Here is a 14,565-nt window from a genome sequence, read left to right as displayed (position 1 = left end):
GACAAATGCATTCTGCCTGAGGCTGTGTGGCAAAGGGTGATAATGCGAAATCCAGCAAACGTTGCGGGGACCGGAGGACGAATGGACCCCGCAACGTAAAACGATCGATTAAACCTGGAAGGCTTCAACCATGCCACGCAATGCATGCGCCTGAGTAGACAGCTGCTGCGATGCTGAGGAGGACTCTTCAACCAACGCAGCATTGTTCTGAGTCACGCCGTCCATCTGGCTTACAGCAATGCTCACCTGAGAAATCCCCTGCATCTGTTCGGACGAAGCCAATGATATCTCGTCCATAGCATCCGCGAGTTCACCAACCATGCCGACAATTTTCATGATGCTTTGTCCGGTTCCTGCCGCTACGTTCACGCCGCTTTCAACCTGCCCTACGGCCTGCTCAATGAGTTGTTTAATATCTCGTGCCGCAGTCGCACTTCGTTGTGCTAACGTTCTGACTTCACCGGCGACCACAGCAAATCCCCGTCCTTCTTCCCCTGCGCGAGCCGCTTCAACAGCGGCATTGAGTGCAAGAATATTAGTCTGGAAAGCAATGCTTTCAATAACTGAAGTTATGTCTCGCACTTTTGTCGCGCTGAGTGAAATCTCATTCATGGTATCAGACATTTTCTGCACATCCGCCTCGCCTGCGCGTGCCAGATCTGCGGCTCCCCGCGCGACCTGTGCCGTTTGCTGCGCGCCAGCGGTATTACTTTTCACTGTTACTGTGAGCTGCTCCATACTCGCGGCAGTTTCCTGAAGCGCAGCAGCCTGCTGTTCAGTGCGGGATGAGAGCTCAGTGTTGCCTTGCGATATTTCATCAGCGGCTAAAGCTACCGATCCTGCTGAGTCTTTTATTTGCGTTACCAATCCCCGCAGGCTCTCCTGCATACGATCTAACGATGCCAATAGGCTGTGCTTATCATGACGGCGTAAGGTTATTGAGGTTGTCAGGTTCCCGGCGGCGATGGCAGCCGCCAATGCCTGTGCCTGGGCAGGCTCACCGCCTAGCTGACGCATTAATACCCTAACGATGACATAACCCGTGACCACGGAAATAATCACTGAAAGCGCGGAAATAATGAGTAGTACAAACGCTGTATGTGTTGTTGATGCACTGATCTCAGCCATCGTATCCCTGCTGAGGGCCATTTCAATATCCGTCAGCGCGTCCAGCGATCCCATTAATGCCTGCTGCGCCGGTCGAGCAGTCTTCAAAAGGTACTCAGTCGCTTCCTGCTGACGGTTGTTAAGTCCCAATTGCCCAGCCGTCATTAACGTCTCCATCGCCGCGCCTTCAGAGGCTATGACCTTTTCCAGAGCCTCCTTGCCGTGAGGTGAGACATGTTGTGACATGCTATCGACCAGCTCGCGACGCTTCTCAATATAATTCTTCTGCTGCGATATCAATCTTTGCCATTCGGGCTGCATGTCAACGGGATCGTTAAGTAACGCCAGGTTGCGCACGGCAATCGCCATATCGCGGGCAATTCCCCGCATATCCTGAACCAGCGTAAAGCGCTTCATCTTGTTATTAACCGTATCTTCCATTCCATCCCGCGCCTGCCATAACGCGTTTAGAGCAATACCTGTACATAATACGAAAAGAAGAATTAGCAGGCTGAAGCCCGCTGCCAGACGTGTAGATATTTTCATTTAGGATTCTCTAAATATTCAAGATACTTCGCAGAAGAAGGGAAATTATAGACAGTGAAATTAAGTCTGCCTGGCGGGATATTTGATACTTACCACGTGAAAATTTATCACGCACGAAAACAATAAGAACCACTTGAGTAATCTTATATAACTTAAGTTAAATTATGCTATTTTTTGGCTATGGATTTGATTTAACTTTAATTCTGGCTGAATTAAAATTAATATTTATTCAAGAAATAATTATGCAATTTTTTTACTTACTTTAATTTACACGGTTATCTTGCTGCACTTCAGAGCAAGCAAGCGAAGCCGACTCGCCTAATCTTGCAACGGCAAGGTAGCAGGCTCGAAAAACTGATAAGACCCATCACGTCGTGCTTTCGCCTGATACATCGCCAAATCGGCATTTTCGATTAAGGTTTTGGCTGTAGCTTGCCCGAACTGTGCGAGGCTGATGCCGATAGCTGCCCCGATTTGTACTTCCACGTCATTGAGGATAAATGGCGCTTTCAGGCCATCAATGAGGCGCTGGGCGATGGCGGAAGCCACCTCGCGATTGGAACATTTGGCTGCGACCACGAACTCATCTCCCCCCAGACGCGCGACCGAGTCGCCCGGACGCATGCAACTTTGTAGCCGTTCACTTACCCGTTGCAGCAACACATCCCCCACCGCGTGTCCCATTGAATCATTGACTGCCTTGAACCCATTGAGATCGATGAACAGAACCGTCGTATAGCAAAGGTCTTCGCCCTGCGCGAGCATGCCAAGCACCCTGTCGTTAATCCAGGCTCGATTGGGCAATCCCGTTAAGGTGTCGCGGGTAGCCAATTGCTCGAGCATCATCATCTTCTCTTTGTCACGCGTAATATCGCGCGAAACCAGCACTGCCCCGATGTTTTTGCCGGTAGAGGGATCGCTGACGCCGCAGGCCTTCGTGCCAAGCGTAATGTAGTGACCATGGCGATGTAGCTTGCGCACCTCGACAACGTCCGGCAGTTCAGCACCGTTGAAGATATTGACCAATACTTCCGTAGCGGGTGTACGGTCGTCGGGATGCAGAAAGTCCACCACTCGCTGGCCTACTATTTCAGCTGCTGACCAGCCAATCATTTCGCTGTAAGAAGGCGAGATCGAAACGTACCGGCCATCTGCATCGCAATGGGCGATCAGATCCGTGCTGTTTTCAATTAACAGACGGTATTCTGTCGCCGTACGCAGCGCGTCCTCAAGGGCTTTACGCTGTCCGGTAATATCCAGAACGAAGCCGCTGTACTGCAGACGAGATGCACCTGGCTGGCATGCTGGCAGGCCTGAAACAATCACATGCCGCATCGTCCCATCCAGGCAATTGATCGGCACTTCAATATGAAAGGATGTTTTAAATTCTAATGCTGCGGTCAGTTGCAGCGCGATCTTTGCATCTTCATCAGCCTGCGCGAATCTAAGCCATTCACTGAGGGTTATGCCTTTAAGTACTGGCATTAAGCCAGCAGGGCACTCCTGGCTAGCGATGCAAATGCCTTGTTCGTCCGTGGACCAAACGGCGGAGAGGGTAGGTTTGATCGCGATGTGCATGCTGATGGTTCCGTTATTTGCTGACGATGCTGTATACATTTCAAACTGCTTCCAAAACCCCGCAGGTGCTTCGGAAAGAATCTCTGATAAAGAGAATGGCTGGCACAAACGCCGTCGCTCGCTGCAGCCTGTTAAGCAACATTCTCCAGGGTGCCATTCAGCTACAGAGAGGACCAAAATCATCAATGGCCCATTGCAGTGCTAAGATGGCTGATCTGTGTTTATCGGCTGATTCAGCCACAATCTTTAATCCGCAGGGCATAATTGAAAAGAAGTGATTGATGTGAATGTATCTGTGCTTAACGTTTAGACAAGTCGTCATTCACATAGGATGGACTGAAGACTTTTGGATTAATTTTCCCGTATTTTACGCAAAAATTGATGCGCTCAGCGCTATCCTTAATAAAAGCAGATCTCTACATCCATGACGTCTCATCAAACTACTTACCGATTCATGGCAATACCTTAAATAGGCTTGCATAGGCCAGGAATGTTCATTTCTCTTTAAAACTACAGTGAGTGCCAATATCAGGCAGGATAAACGAAGGTAACGCTTAATGAACGAATTCACCCGGCTCAAAACCTTAATATCTATACGGGTTTGCTCACTGCAATTATTACCTCTCCCAGACTGTCAAAGAGAGTTAAATCTGCCGCTGCCATCTAGTAACAAGCCGAAACAGTAACAGCTATAAAACATATTTAAATTTATGCTTATATGACTTTTAGGAATAAACCTTGAGCAATATTTTCCTTTGGGCCTACAGTTGGTGTTGAGGTTGTCATAAACGTTAAATGGAGGATGTATTATGTCTTTTCAACACGACGAGAAAGGCTACGTCATTATTGGCGAAGCGGCATTAAGCATCGCATTAGGTCAACGAGTGGTGAGTGTTCATTCGCTAATTGACGAACTTGACTATATGGCAAATGCTGGCGGCAGCGATGCACGGTTGTCTGATATTTCTGAAGCAAGCAACTGGCTGAAGAGTTTTGATGAGCCCGAGCGTGCTGTGCGACATGTGCCTTACCTGCAGACGCTTGCAGGCCTTAACGACGAGACGAACTGACGCCAAAGGACGTAGTCCGGCTCTGGCCGGAAGACGACGACGAAGATGACCTCAGCGGTCACGTTTAAACGTGTACCGGCCGGAGAATATGTCAGGGACGACACTCTCTACCCTATCAAATACCCTCTTGTCTCTTAAACGCGACTCCTAAACCAAACTGGCTGATTTCGTTTGATTAAACAGCGGATGGCGGTATGTGTATTTTTAGCTTTAGCGGTTTTAAATGACCTTCTGAAATTTACCTCATGTCAGCGCTATTGCAACTTTGTAAGGATGCATGCCCCTTACTTATTTTGGTAATATTTATTCGCTTATTAATGATGTTTGGATAAGAAATCTTGTAATTTTAGCTACCGTTTGGTTTGAAAACGATTTCAAATAAGGCCATAACAAATTGAGACTATTCTTTATAAAAAATGCGACATGTAAATAATGCTTTTTATTTAACTTACTTATCAACAAGTTGGAAGTAACCTTTCACTGTTACAAAGTTCGAAATAAAGGTATAAAATCACTGCCCTTGGATTTAGACAGGAACATGATGAGGTTTGTTACTACACTGTCCACTGTGGTTACCACAAATTTATTGGAGGAAACACAGTGTTATTTCATGATGAAGAACAAGGGCACATCATTATTGGCGAAGCAGTGTTTAACCTTGCCACCAGCCAGAAAGAAATCAACATTGATTCACTGATTACAGAGTTGGGCACCATGGCCGAATACGACGTTAGCGATTACAGACTTGCACAGATTGCTGAGGCAAGGCGCTGGCTAAAAAGCTTCGTCAATACGTCTCCACGAAATCGTGAAGAGTTACGCTGGCTTGCCGGATCCGGTCACGTACAGGCGCCAGGCAGAAATAGCTAAATAACGCCCGGCCTGATTCCATCAGAGGACGCGCCTCAGGGCGCTCCGTAATCAATCGACATCCTCCCTATCTCACTCCTGGCCTTTCATTTCCTACCGATAAATCCCCCTTTTGCGCGCAGACTTTCCCTTTGGAAGACAAGAAATGCCTATCTTTTCACCATTTACTCTACTGTAATTGATTGATAATAAAAGATAAGCATTTTTTCGCTAAAAACGCACCTGTACATAACAGTAATTTCTGTACAAGTTTTGGTATGTTGTCTAACTTTATGCTCAAACAGGTTCGACTCTATTTCAATCTCTTACGAGGTTCGCCTGCGTCCAGAGATGTCTAAATAGCCGGATAATGCCAGCGGTATCGGGCATTATTCCCGCAAGTGAACGGCCCCAGCTCAGCAAGAAACTCTGGGTAAAATGGTTTTAGACATCCTGCAGGCAGACAAGAATCCTCGCCGTAAGACTATTGGGAGTAAAAAGACAGGTAATAACAGCAATATGTTCTAAATTTAACGCTGGATGGCTTTTCGGTGCTTGAACACAGATTTCTATCCTGAGTGCCCCGGGATGTGGGGCGTATAAAGTACAAGCTTAAGTAAATGTTGCTTCAGGAATATCTGACAAAAGGGGAGAGAAAATGCAACAAACTACACAGTTTACGTCCGGTGAAAAAGACGTCGCTCATCATCTCCACAATGCAGGTGACAAATTTTCTGCGGAAACAGCTATTGTCGACGCCGTAGTGCAACAGTTAGTTAGCCAGGGTATGAGCGTGACTAACAGTGCCATCATTTTGCGCCTCATTACGGAAATCGAGGTCACCTCTGATCCACTGCAACTTGATGTGCTACTCAACGCATTAAAAATCGTGGTCGGTTCTACCCCGGGTGAGGAAGATCGCTGGGCATACTTTTACTGGTAACTCATGAGCAGTGAAATCTCAGAGAACAGAGCGATGCATACATGCAAAATGGATGACTCGTTGAGGCGAGCTGGAGAGAGTTAACCCTGCGACTTCACACGTATTGGGTAATCTCACGCATGTCAGCTGAACGTCTTAGGGATGGCAGAGCATGGTATTCCGCGTATTTACGCTCAGTGCATCTGCTGCGCAAGTAGTCTAATGGCTCGTTCACAAACATCACGCCTCTCCACTCCGGCAGAGTGAACCTTCATCAGCTGCAGTTCAGCAATGAGTTGGTGAAGCTTAAGATGTTGGTCTGGTGTTAGCAGGCGAGTGACGGCTGCCCCAATGATGGCGTGGATGTCTTGCACAGTTGTGTCATCGCTCAAATGAACTCCAGATTTCAGTGGACATATATACAGTATACCATTAAATCTTTCTGACCAACATCCGACTAGACGAACATCTTAACTGGCGGGGATTTCATACCTCTCACCCCGCCGGAAACGTGGTGGTGGGCAAGATGTTTGGCCTTCATCGTCAGGCGTGCGGCCCACAACGATTTCAAGGCAATTGCACAGCACATCGAGTTAAAAGGCGTGCTCGTCGCGAGATCATGGCTTTTTCGGCTGGCAGTGCTTTTACGGCCTCGCCGATGCGAATATCGCAAACGTTTACTTCACCGCTGTTTTTCATGTAACGCTAAATCCACATAACGATGAACGCATTACCGCACGTTCAGCTCCCGTTCAGACAGTGTCATCAGCGGGTGATTCATGCTTTTCCTGAAATTGAGTTGCGCACCTGACATAAAATACAATCTCTGTTACTTATTAGATTTGCCTAAATTCTGTTGCCTAAAAACCTTATGCACTTATAAGACAATCAATAAGCCCCATATTAAAGTTACGCCATGTTATCAAAACTGGAACGCTTTATTAGGGCTAATTTAAAACCGATGAATATTCCTGATATGATTTATCTTACCGTGCAGGTATAGCAGGTAAAAAATTACCTCTGAAAGTGGAAATCCTTAACGCTTTCAGAGGCGATGCAAAGCATCATTCGTTACGTGCGGTGAGGACCGCCAGGTCAATTTATAGAAAATTTAAAAAAATGCACGGAAATTATTTTTTATTCACCCATTCAATACAGTCATTCATTTTACATGTTTATATTAATGAAACCGCTTCGTTTATTAATGACCTTAACGAACGTTAAAATATTTTGCCATGCCATAAACTTTCCCAATATCCGTGCCATCATATCTTTGAAAAAATAACGCCACCGTACGGTCACCCACGCTTTACTCATTAAAATGACGTTCAATATGGCTAACTTCAGCTGTGTCATCACTCTACTGTGATTGATGGATATCTGCAGCATCGCCACGCCCATTAGCAACGCCAGCGATGAAGCCGCCAGTTTGATCTCCCTCTGCGAGACGGAAAAAAGAAAATTTTGAGGATTTGGTAATAGGCGCTGCGTGATAGTCTGCTGCAGTAATGTTCATACGAAAGGAGCGTCAAAAATGGCAGCACAGGAACACCATTATCAGGTCACGGTGCGCTGGACAGGCAACCGCGGCAAAGGCACTGCTTCCTATACCGCTTACGATCGTAACGCTGAGCTGATTGCCGCAGGCAAAGAGACGGTGGCGCTGAGCGCCGACCCGGCGTTTCGCGGGGATGCAACGCGCTGGAACCCGGAGGAGTTGCTGCTGGCTTCGGCCTCAGCCTGCCACAAATTGTGGTATCTGCATCTGTGTTCTGACGCCGGCATTGTCGTAGAAGCGTATGAGGATGCGGCGGAAGGGACAATGATTGAAGGGACGCGTGGCCGGTTTACCCGCATCACGCTGAAACCGCGCATTACACTGCGCGATCCGGCGGATGCGGATCGCGCGCGTGAACTGCATCATCAAGCCCATGAGGCCTGTTTTATCGCTAACTCGCTGAACGTTCCTGTGTACTGCGAACCCGAATTCGGGTAATTCAGGCCGCGCCGGCAAGCGACGGTTGCCAAACGCGCACACCGTTGCGTCCGGCGCGTTTCACCTCATATAGCGCTTCATCAGCGTGGCGCAGCCAGTGACGAATCGACTCCGCATGGGCTGCCGACGCAATACCTATACTCACCGAACAACGATACTCTGCCGATGCCGGTAAGCGCACCTGCGCAATCTTTTCTCGCAAGCGTTGCGCCAGCGCCATCACTGATTCGTCGTTGGCATGATGTACAATCACGCCCAACTCATCGCCGCCAAAACGCGCAGGGATATCCTGTAATCCTACAGAATTGCGCAGCAGCGTGGAGATCTCCGCCAGCAAAAAATCTCCCGCTTCGTGCCCCCACGTATCGTTGACCGATTTGAAATAATCGAGATCCATCAGCAGCAAATAACCCGCGCTATCGCCGCGCCGCGTACTGAGAAATTCACTTTCCAGCCGCCGCTCAAACAGACGGCGATTAGGGATTTCCAGACCGGGATCCATTAGCGCAATGCGTTCCAGCTCGCGGTTACGTTTGCGCAGTTGCCAGGTGAGATTGTACGAGGTAACGCTCAGAACCAGCATGTAGCAGGTTGCTAGCGGCAAACTGAGCCAAACGGTTCGCAGACTGAATGTGAGATTGACGTCCGCACCATCTACCAACCAAACCAATATAAACGCGCAAAGAAACGCCTGCATTGCAGCAATCAATTGTGCAGGTCCGCCTGCGGCATAGCGATCGGATGCCAGCACCGCCATGATGATAAATGAGGGCAGCGGGCTCAACGCCATTAGCGCCACCCATATGCCGCCAAATGCGGCATCGAGCGTCAAGTTGTGCCGCTCGGTGGTCGTGGAATCTTCGGCACGCAGTGCGCGGCGATAGGCCAGCCACGGCCAGAGAAAAGCGTTCAAAAATAACAGGGCGCTAAACGCCAGGCCACGATCCCTCTCCATCATTACCGAGAGAATCGGGAAAAAACATAAAATCGTGCCGAGCTGGCGCATGATAAACATGCGGCGTACGAAGCGTTGAGAGCGCCGCTTCAAATGGCTATCGTCAGGTGAGTAATAGTTCATGCACGAGAGAGGTATCAGGGCGACAAGAATTGCAGTTTAACGGGAAAAAGTAGCAGCGGATCGCTTTATTTTAAGAATATTTACCTTGCAATCATGTAACCGAATAAAAAGCACACATTCCGCTTTAATCAAAGACAGTGGAAGACCATCTGGACCGACTTCCACTGTGACTTTTTCTAGCGAGCAGCACCCTGTAAGCGGAATTGTGCCACCAGCCGTTCCAGCATCATCGCCTGCTCTTCCAGCGAATTCGCCGAATGGGAAGAGGCGCTAACCAGCGTGGCATTCTGTTGCGTGGTGGCATCCAGCTCGCCCACCGCACGGGCAATCTGCTCGATGCCGCGGCTCTGTTCATCTGACGCCGCTGAAATCTCTTCCATGATTTCATTCACGCGCGCGATGCTGCCGAGAATGTGGTCCATGGTTTCACCCGCGCGCGCCACTTGCTGGTGCCCGTTGCTGATGCGTCCGACTGATTCGCTGATGAGCTGCTCAATATCTTTCGCCGCACCGGCACTGCGCTGCGCCAGATTGCGTACTTCGCTGGCCACCACGGCGAAGCCTCGTCCCTGCTCGCCCGCTCGCGCCGCTTCCACCGCCGCGTTTAACGCAAGGATATTGGTCTGGAAAGCGATGCTGTTAATTACCGCGGTGATATCGGCGATCTTCTTCGAGCTTTCGGAAATTTCACCCATGGTGTTCACCACATCACGCACGGCGATGCCGCCTTTATTGGCGTTTTGCGAGGCCTCAGCGGCAATCTGACTTGCCTGACGCGCATTGGCGGCGTTGTTTTTCACCGTTGCGGTCAGCTGCTCCATGCTGGCAGCGGTTTCTACCACCGCCGCCGCTTGTTGTTCGGTGCGCGATGACAGATCAAGGTTACCCTGATTAATAGCGCTCGCCGCCTGCGACACGCTGCTCACACTGGTCAGCACATCACCGATCATGCTGCGCAGTCGTTCATTCATGCGCCCCATCGCCGAGGTCAATTTGCCGAGTTCATCATGGCGATCGGTAGCAAACTGTGAACTGAGATCGCCATTGGCAATACGCTCTGCCAGTTCAAGGTTATGAAACACCGGACGTGTAATTTGGCGAATGATGTACCACGCCACCAAAATGCCAAACAGAATCGCCAGTCCACCAATCAGCAATGACATCGCCGCTGAGCCGTTAGCCAGTTCATCATTGCGCGCTTTGACGATGGTAATAATCTGTTTGATGGCCGCACTGCTCTTATCGCCAGCGACTTTTACCGTATTCTCTGCAGCAACCAGCTGGCCATAAGCATCCGCCGCTTGCAGGCTGAGGCCTTTAAATTTTTCAGTATCCTGCCACAGCGCGGTAAATCCGCCCTGCTGTTCCGGCGGCAACTGCGCCAGCAACGCGTTCATACCCTGATCGGCCTGTTGGAAATGATTCTCCAGCGTTTTACGCAGCGCATCGCTGACGTTAAAACGCAGCGCCCAGGCTTCTTCGCGCACGTTGCTAATGGCGAAAAGCTGCTCATAAATTTGATTGGTGAGTTCAGGATGGGTAACAGGGGTGCGAATCAGTTGGGTGTAGCGCGAGGTCATGTCTTGCTGGCTTAAGGAATCGAGTTGCGCGCGCAGGCTATTGAGTTGCTGCGTGGCTTGCGTCATGGCGCCAATGCTGCTCTGGAAACTGGCGAGGTGCGTGCCGAGTTCATCCATCCGCACTCTGGCGCCATCCGACCATGAAAGCTGGTTCGCTTCGCGGGTGAGTTGCTGCGCATGTGTGACGTAATTCGCCATCACCTGACCGGATTTGTCATCGCCATAGAGATATTTGAGGCGATTAATTTTGGCCTGGAACACTTCAATGTTGATGTCATAAATCAGGTTGGTTTTCTGATAGATATCGTGAATAGCATTGAAGCGCTGCACGCTCAACCCAGTCGCCAGCGCCACTAACAACAGCACCATACCGAATCCTGCCGACAGCTTACGCGTGATGCGCACATTACGTAATCGGGATACCAGTCCCATGTTCCCTGCTCCTGCGTTTGTTGTTTTTGTAAAGTTTCAAAAGCAGTTATCGGAGCGGTGTGGGAAATGTTTATTAAGGATTGTGCGAAAAGTAATTGCAGGATGTGACGCGCCGCTGAAAACAGCAAATAGGTTTTTTAAGGCAAGCCCGCGGCGCTGACGGGTTGATAAACAAACAGGGCCCGATAACCGCATCAAACGCTGTGAATTAACGGCTTTTTAATTGAAGCGTTAATACTTTTTGATTACTTCAATCAAAGAGGTTGTCGATACTGAAGGGGTGCGTTCTAAATAGATGACTTCAGCGAGTGAAGAAAATTTATCAAACTTCCCTTTCCAGTCATCGCCCATCACCAAGGTATCGGCGTTATATTTTTTAATATAGTCAGCCTTCAATTCCAGCGATTCTTCCAGAAAAACCACATCGACATATTTAATTCCCGCGATAATCGACATTCTGTCATTTTCATCATAAACGGGACAGCGCCCTTTTTTGTGAAAGTTCAAGGCATCGGAAGAGACCCCAACGGCTAGCCAGTCACCCAGCTTTTTTGCGCGCTGTAAGATATGTAAATGCCCGACATGGAACACATCAAAGGTTCCGAAAGTGATAATTTTTTTCATGGCTATGATATCGATTATACGTTAAATCCCTATAGAGCAATTTACATGCCATAAAAATTAAGATTTATTTTCAATTGGATAGGAGTAAAACCTGTTTTAAGCGGAAGCAAAACTTCCACTAAAGCGGAAATGACTGATGCGGTTAAATAAGAAATCTCGAATGGGTGGATTGCCACACTTGAGCATAAAAACCGCGTTTTTGCTGTTGAACCGGCTGGTCGCAACAGAGTTAAAGCAAGGTGCTATTAATCTAACACGTTAAAGTATGTTGTAACTATATGCGCTATTTCTCTCTGGCGAGCTGATACAGCCGGTTAAGCGGTAAACCTCCATTATATCAATGCAATGAACATATTTACCCCGGCGATTTCAGGATGAAATCGCCGGCTTACAAGCGCAGGCGATAAGTGTTTTACCAATGGGTTGCTTGCATATCGATAACGAAACGGTACTTCACATCGCCCTTCAACATACGTGCGAAGGCCGTTTCGATCTCTTCACCAGCAATCAGTTCGATATCGGCAGTGATATTGTGCAGGCCACAGAAATCCAGCATTTCCTGGGTTTCCTGAATGCTACCAATCGACGATCCGCTAATGCTCAAGCGACGATTCACCATCGGCGTGACATTAGGAGAGTGATGCGGTTGCTCAGGTATGCCGACCAGCACCAAGCGACCATTGGTTTTCAGCGTAGCAAGGTAAGGATCGAGATCGTGTGGTGCCGACACGCAGTCCACAATGAAATCCAGTGAAGTTTGCGCGGCAGCCATCTGCTCCGCATCGCGTGATACCACCACGCGCGTAGCGCCTAAGCGCAGCGCATCTTCACCTTTCGCCGGTGAAGTGGTGAACAGCGTCACTTCCGCGCCCATTGCGCTGGCCAGCTTAACAGCCATATGACCTAAGCCGCCCAAACCGACTACGCCAACTTTATCACCGGCCTTCACGTTAAAGTAACGCAGCGGCGACCATACGGTCACGCCTGCACAGAGCAGCGGCGCAACGCCAGCTAAGGGTAAAGTTTGCGGCACGGACACCACGAAGTGCTGATCGACCACTACATTTTGCGCGTATCCGCCCCACGTGCTGTCGCCAGTATATTTATCAATGCCGTTATACGTTGCGACAAAGCCAGATTCACAATACTGCTCTTCTTTCTGTTGGCAGAAATGACATTCACGGCAGGAATCGACCATCACGCCCACGCCGACAATATCGCCAGTGGTGAAATTCGTTACGTCCGCGCCGGTTTCCACTACGCGTCCAACGATTTCATGCCCCGGCACCAGCGGATAGCGACTTACCGCCCATTCGTTGCGTGCCATATGCAGGTCCGAATGGCATACCCCGCAATACAGAATTTCAATTTTGACATCCTGCTGCTGCAGCGGGCGCAGCGCGATTTGGCTGGAAGAGAGCGGTTTGGCCGCGTCGTGTGCGACTAATGCATTGATTTTCATAGTGCCTCCGAAATGAGCTGGCTATGGCTAGCTGAAGGCGGCAGACTATAGTGAACATGGTGCAAAATTGATAGTAGTTACCATTTGGTAACCACAGAGGAGACGCAAGCGATGCCCGCAATAGTTGACGGTAAACTGTTTTTTTATGCGGATTCGCCGCCGCGACGCTTGATGGATCTGTTTTCGGTGAAATGGAGCAGCATGGTTCTGCACGCTCTCTATCACTGGCCCAATCATCGCGCGCGCACCGGCGAGTTACAGCGCAGCCTGCAGGGGATTTCAAAGAAGATGCTGTTTCAGACGCTGAGGGAGCTGGAGCAACGCGGGCTGATTGCCCGCCACGTTTATGATGTGGTGCCGCCGAAAGTTGATTATCGCTTAACACCGCTTGGCATGACGTTTGCGGTGCCGATCGAGCAGATGTATCAGTGGGGACTGGAAAATCAGGCGGCGCTGGATGCGATGGAAGCCCACTATCGCGCCGCTACGGACGCGCCATTAGCCGCGACACACAATCCCTATCGTGCTGCTGGCGCGGATTAAACACCACTAAACTTAGACCGGGCTTGCCTTCAACCGCGAAGGTGCTGTATTCCAGCTCCAACACGCCTTCATCAGGCAGCCACAGCTGTTTGATACCTTCGCCATGCTGACTCACTTCCTGCGATTGCCACAGCTGGCGGAAGGTATCGCTCATTTCGCACAGCTCATCCACCAGCGCGCGCACATGCTCGCTAGCACCGGTCCGCGCCACGTCCGCGCGGAAGTTGGCCACCATGCCATGCGTGACTTTATGCCAATCCGGTAGACGCTTTTTCATCTCTTCGTTGCGAAACATCATCAACAGGATATTACGCTGGGCGGGCGGCAGCTCGGCATAATCAACAAACACTTTGGTCGCTGCACGGTTCCACGCCACGACCTGCCATTCAGCTGTTTTGACCAGCGCAGGCGTGTTCTCCATGCTATCAAGTACGCGCTGTAGCGAAGGCGAAACATCCACGCCCGCTTGCCATGTCACGCCAGGCAGCCGATTTTGTGCCAGTAAAAACAGATGATCGCGCTCGGCGGCACTGAGCTCTAACGCACGGGCTAAACGTTCCAGCACTTCTTCAGAGGGCGCCCCCCCTCTGCCCTGCTCCAGCCAGGTATACCACGTGGTGCTGACGCAGGCGCGCACCGCCACTTCTTCCCGGCGCAGGCCCGGCGTCCGGCGGCGCAGCAAGGTGTAGCCGAGTTTCGCCGCATCCAGTCGCTGGCGGCGTTCGCGCAGATAGTTGCCGAGCACGTTGTCATCTTGCTGAGTCATGCCTTTATCCTG

At 49.9% G+C, this 14,565-nt stretch carries 12 protein-coding genes; 5 read left to right on the top strand and 7 right to left on the bottom strand.

The window, feature by feature from the left end; translation table 11 throughout:
* Nucleotides 1–108: 108 nt before the first annotated feature.
* Nucleotides 109–1,653 (bottom strand): methyl-accepting chemotaxis protein, encoded by a 1,545-nt coding sequence (locus tag AC6I8K_RS19075; RefSeq protein ID WP_497827292.1) that lies wholly within the window; start codon nucleotides 1,651–1,653, stop codon nucleotides 109–111.
* Nucleotides 1,654–1,971: 318 nt separating this feature from the next.
* A complete protein-coding gene (locus tag AC6I8K_RS19070; protein ID WP_497827657.1) occupies nucleotides 1,972–3,231 on the bottom strand; it encodes a diguanylate cyclase domain-containing protein in 1,260 nt (419 codons plus the stop codon).
* An 809-nt stretch (nucleotides 3,232–4,040) separates the two neighbouring features.
* Between AC6I8K_RS19070 and AC6I8K_RS19065 the strand changes: the two genes are divergently transcribed.
* The 4 genes from AC6I8K_RS19065 (at nucleotide 4,041) to AC6I8K_RS19050 (ending at nucleotide 8,068) form a co-directional block, all read left to right on the top strand.
* Nucleotides 4,041–4,301, top strand: coding sequence for a hypothetical protein (locus AC6I8K_RS19065; protein WP_483818109.1), 261 nt, complete (start codon nucleotides 4,041–4,043; stop codon nucleotides 4,299–4,301).
* Between the two features lie 600 nt (nucleotides 4,302–4,901).
* Nucleotides 4,902–5,171, top strand: a complete 270-nt coding sequence (locus AC6I8K_RS19060) for a hypothetical protein (RefSeq protein WP_483818110.1) — start codon at nucleotides 4,902–4,904, stop codon at nucleotides 5,169–5,171.
* A 637-nt stretch (nucleotides 5,172–5,808) separates the two neighbouring features.
* The gene (locus AC6I8K_RS19055; protein WP_483818111.1) at nucleotides 5,809–6,093 is read left to right on the top strand and encodes a biofilm development regulator YmgB/AriR family protein; all 285 of its coding nucleotides are present in this window, start codon (nucleotides 5,809–5,811) and stop codon (nucleotides 6,091–6,093) included.
* A 1,513-nt stretch (nucleotides 6,094–7,606) separates the two neighbouring features.
* Nucleotides 7,607–8,068, top strand: a complete 462-nt coding sequence (locus tag AC6I8K_RS19050) for an OsmC family protein (protein WP_483818112.1) — start codon at nucleotides 7,607–7,609, stop codon at nucleotides 8,066–8,068.
* A 1-nt stretch (nucleotide 8,069) separates the two neighbouring features.
* Here the strand turns inward: AC6I8K_RS19050 and AC6I8K_RS19045 are convergent, their stop codons facing one another.
* The 4 genes from AC6I8K_RS19045 to AC6I8K_RS19030 all read right to left on the bottom strand — a co-directional run bounded on the left by AC6I8K_RS19045 (nucleotide 8,070) and on the right by AC6I8K_RS19030 (nucleotide 13,244).
* Complete coding sequence (locus tag AC6I8K_RS19045; RefSeq protein WP_483818113.1) at nucleotides 8,070–9,146, bottom strand: diguanylate cyclase; 1,077 nt, start codon at nucleotides 9,144–9,146, stop codon at nucleotides 8,070–8,072.
* Between the two features lie 176 nt (nucleotides 9,147–9,322).
* Nucleotides 9,323–11,158, bottom strand: a complete 1,836-nt coding sequence (locus AC6I8K_RS19040; protein WP_497827291.1) for a methyl-accepting chemotaxis protein — start codon at nucleotides 11,156–11,158, stop codon at nucleotides 9,323–9,325.
* A gap of 231 nt (nucleotides 11,159–11,389) precedes the next feature.
* A complete protein-coding gene (locus AC6I8K_RS19035) occupies nucleotides 11,390–11,782 on the bottom strand; it encodes an FAD synthase family protein (RefSeq protein ID WP_483818115.1) in 393 nt (130 codons plus the stop codon).
* 412 nt (nucleotides 11,783–12,194) lie between these two features.
* The gene (locus AC6I8K_RS19030; protein WP_497827290.1) at nucleotides 12,195–13,244 is read right to left on the bottom strand and encodes an NAD(P)-dependent alcohol dehydrogenase; all 1,050 of its coding nucleotides are present in this window, start codon (nucleotides 13,242–13,244) and stop codon (nucleotides 12,195–12,197) included.
* A gap of 111 nt (nucleotides 13,245–13,355) precedes the next feature.
* Here AC6I8K_RS19030 and AC6I8K_RS19025 point away from each other — a divergent pair, with 111 nt between their 5' ends.
* On the top strand, nucleotides 13,356–13,787 hold the full coding sequence (locus AC6I8K_RS19025) for a winged helix-turn-helix transcriptional regulator (RefSeq protein ID WP_497827289.1): 432 nt from the start codon (nucleotides 13,356–13,358) through the stop codon (nucleotides 13,785–13,787).
* Here the strand turns inward: AC6I8K_RS19025 and AC6I8K_RS19020 are convergent.
* On the bottom strand, nucleotides 13,729–14,553 hold the full coding sequence (locus AC6I8K_RS19020) for a helix-turn-helix transcriptional regulator (RefSeq protein ID WP_497827288.1): 825 nt from the start codon (nucleotides 14,551–14,553) through the stop codon (nucleotides 13,729–13,731). The two genes, AC6I8K_RS19025 and AC6I8K_RS19020, sit on opposite strands and share 59 nt — an antisense overlap.
* Nucleotides 14,554–14,565: the final 12 nt, after the last annotated feature.

This window comes from Pantoea sp. X-Soil-ISGK-421 (genome assembly GCF_059730785.1).
The sequence above is the reverse complement of the archived record's forward strand: the minus strand, read 5'-3'. Positions and strand labels throughout refer to the sequence as shown.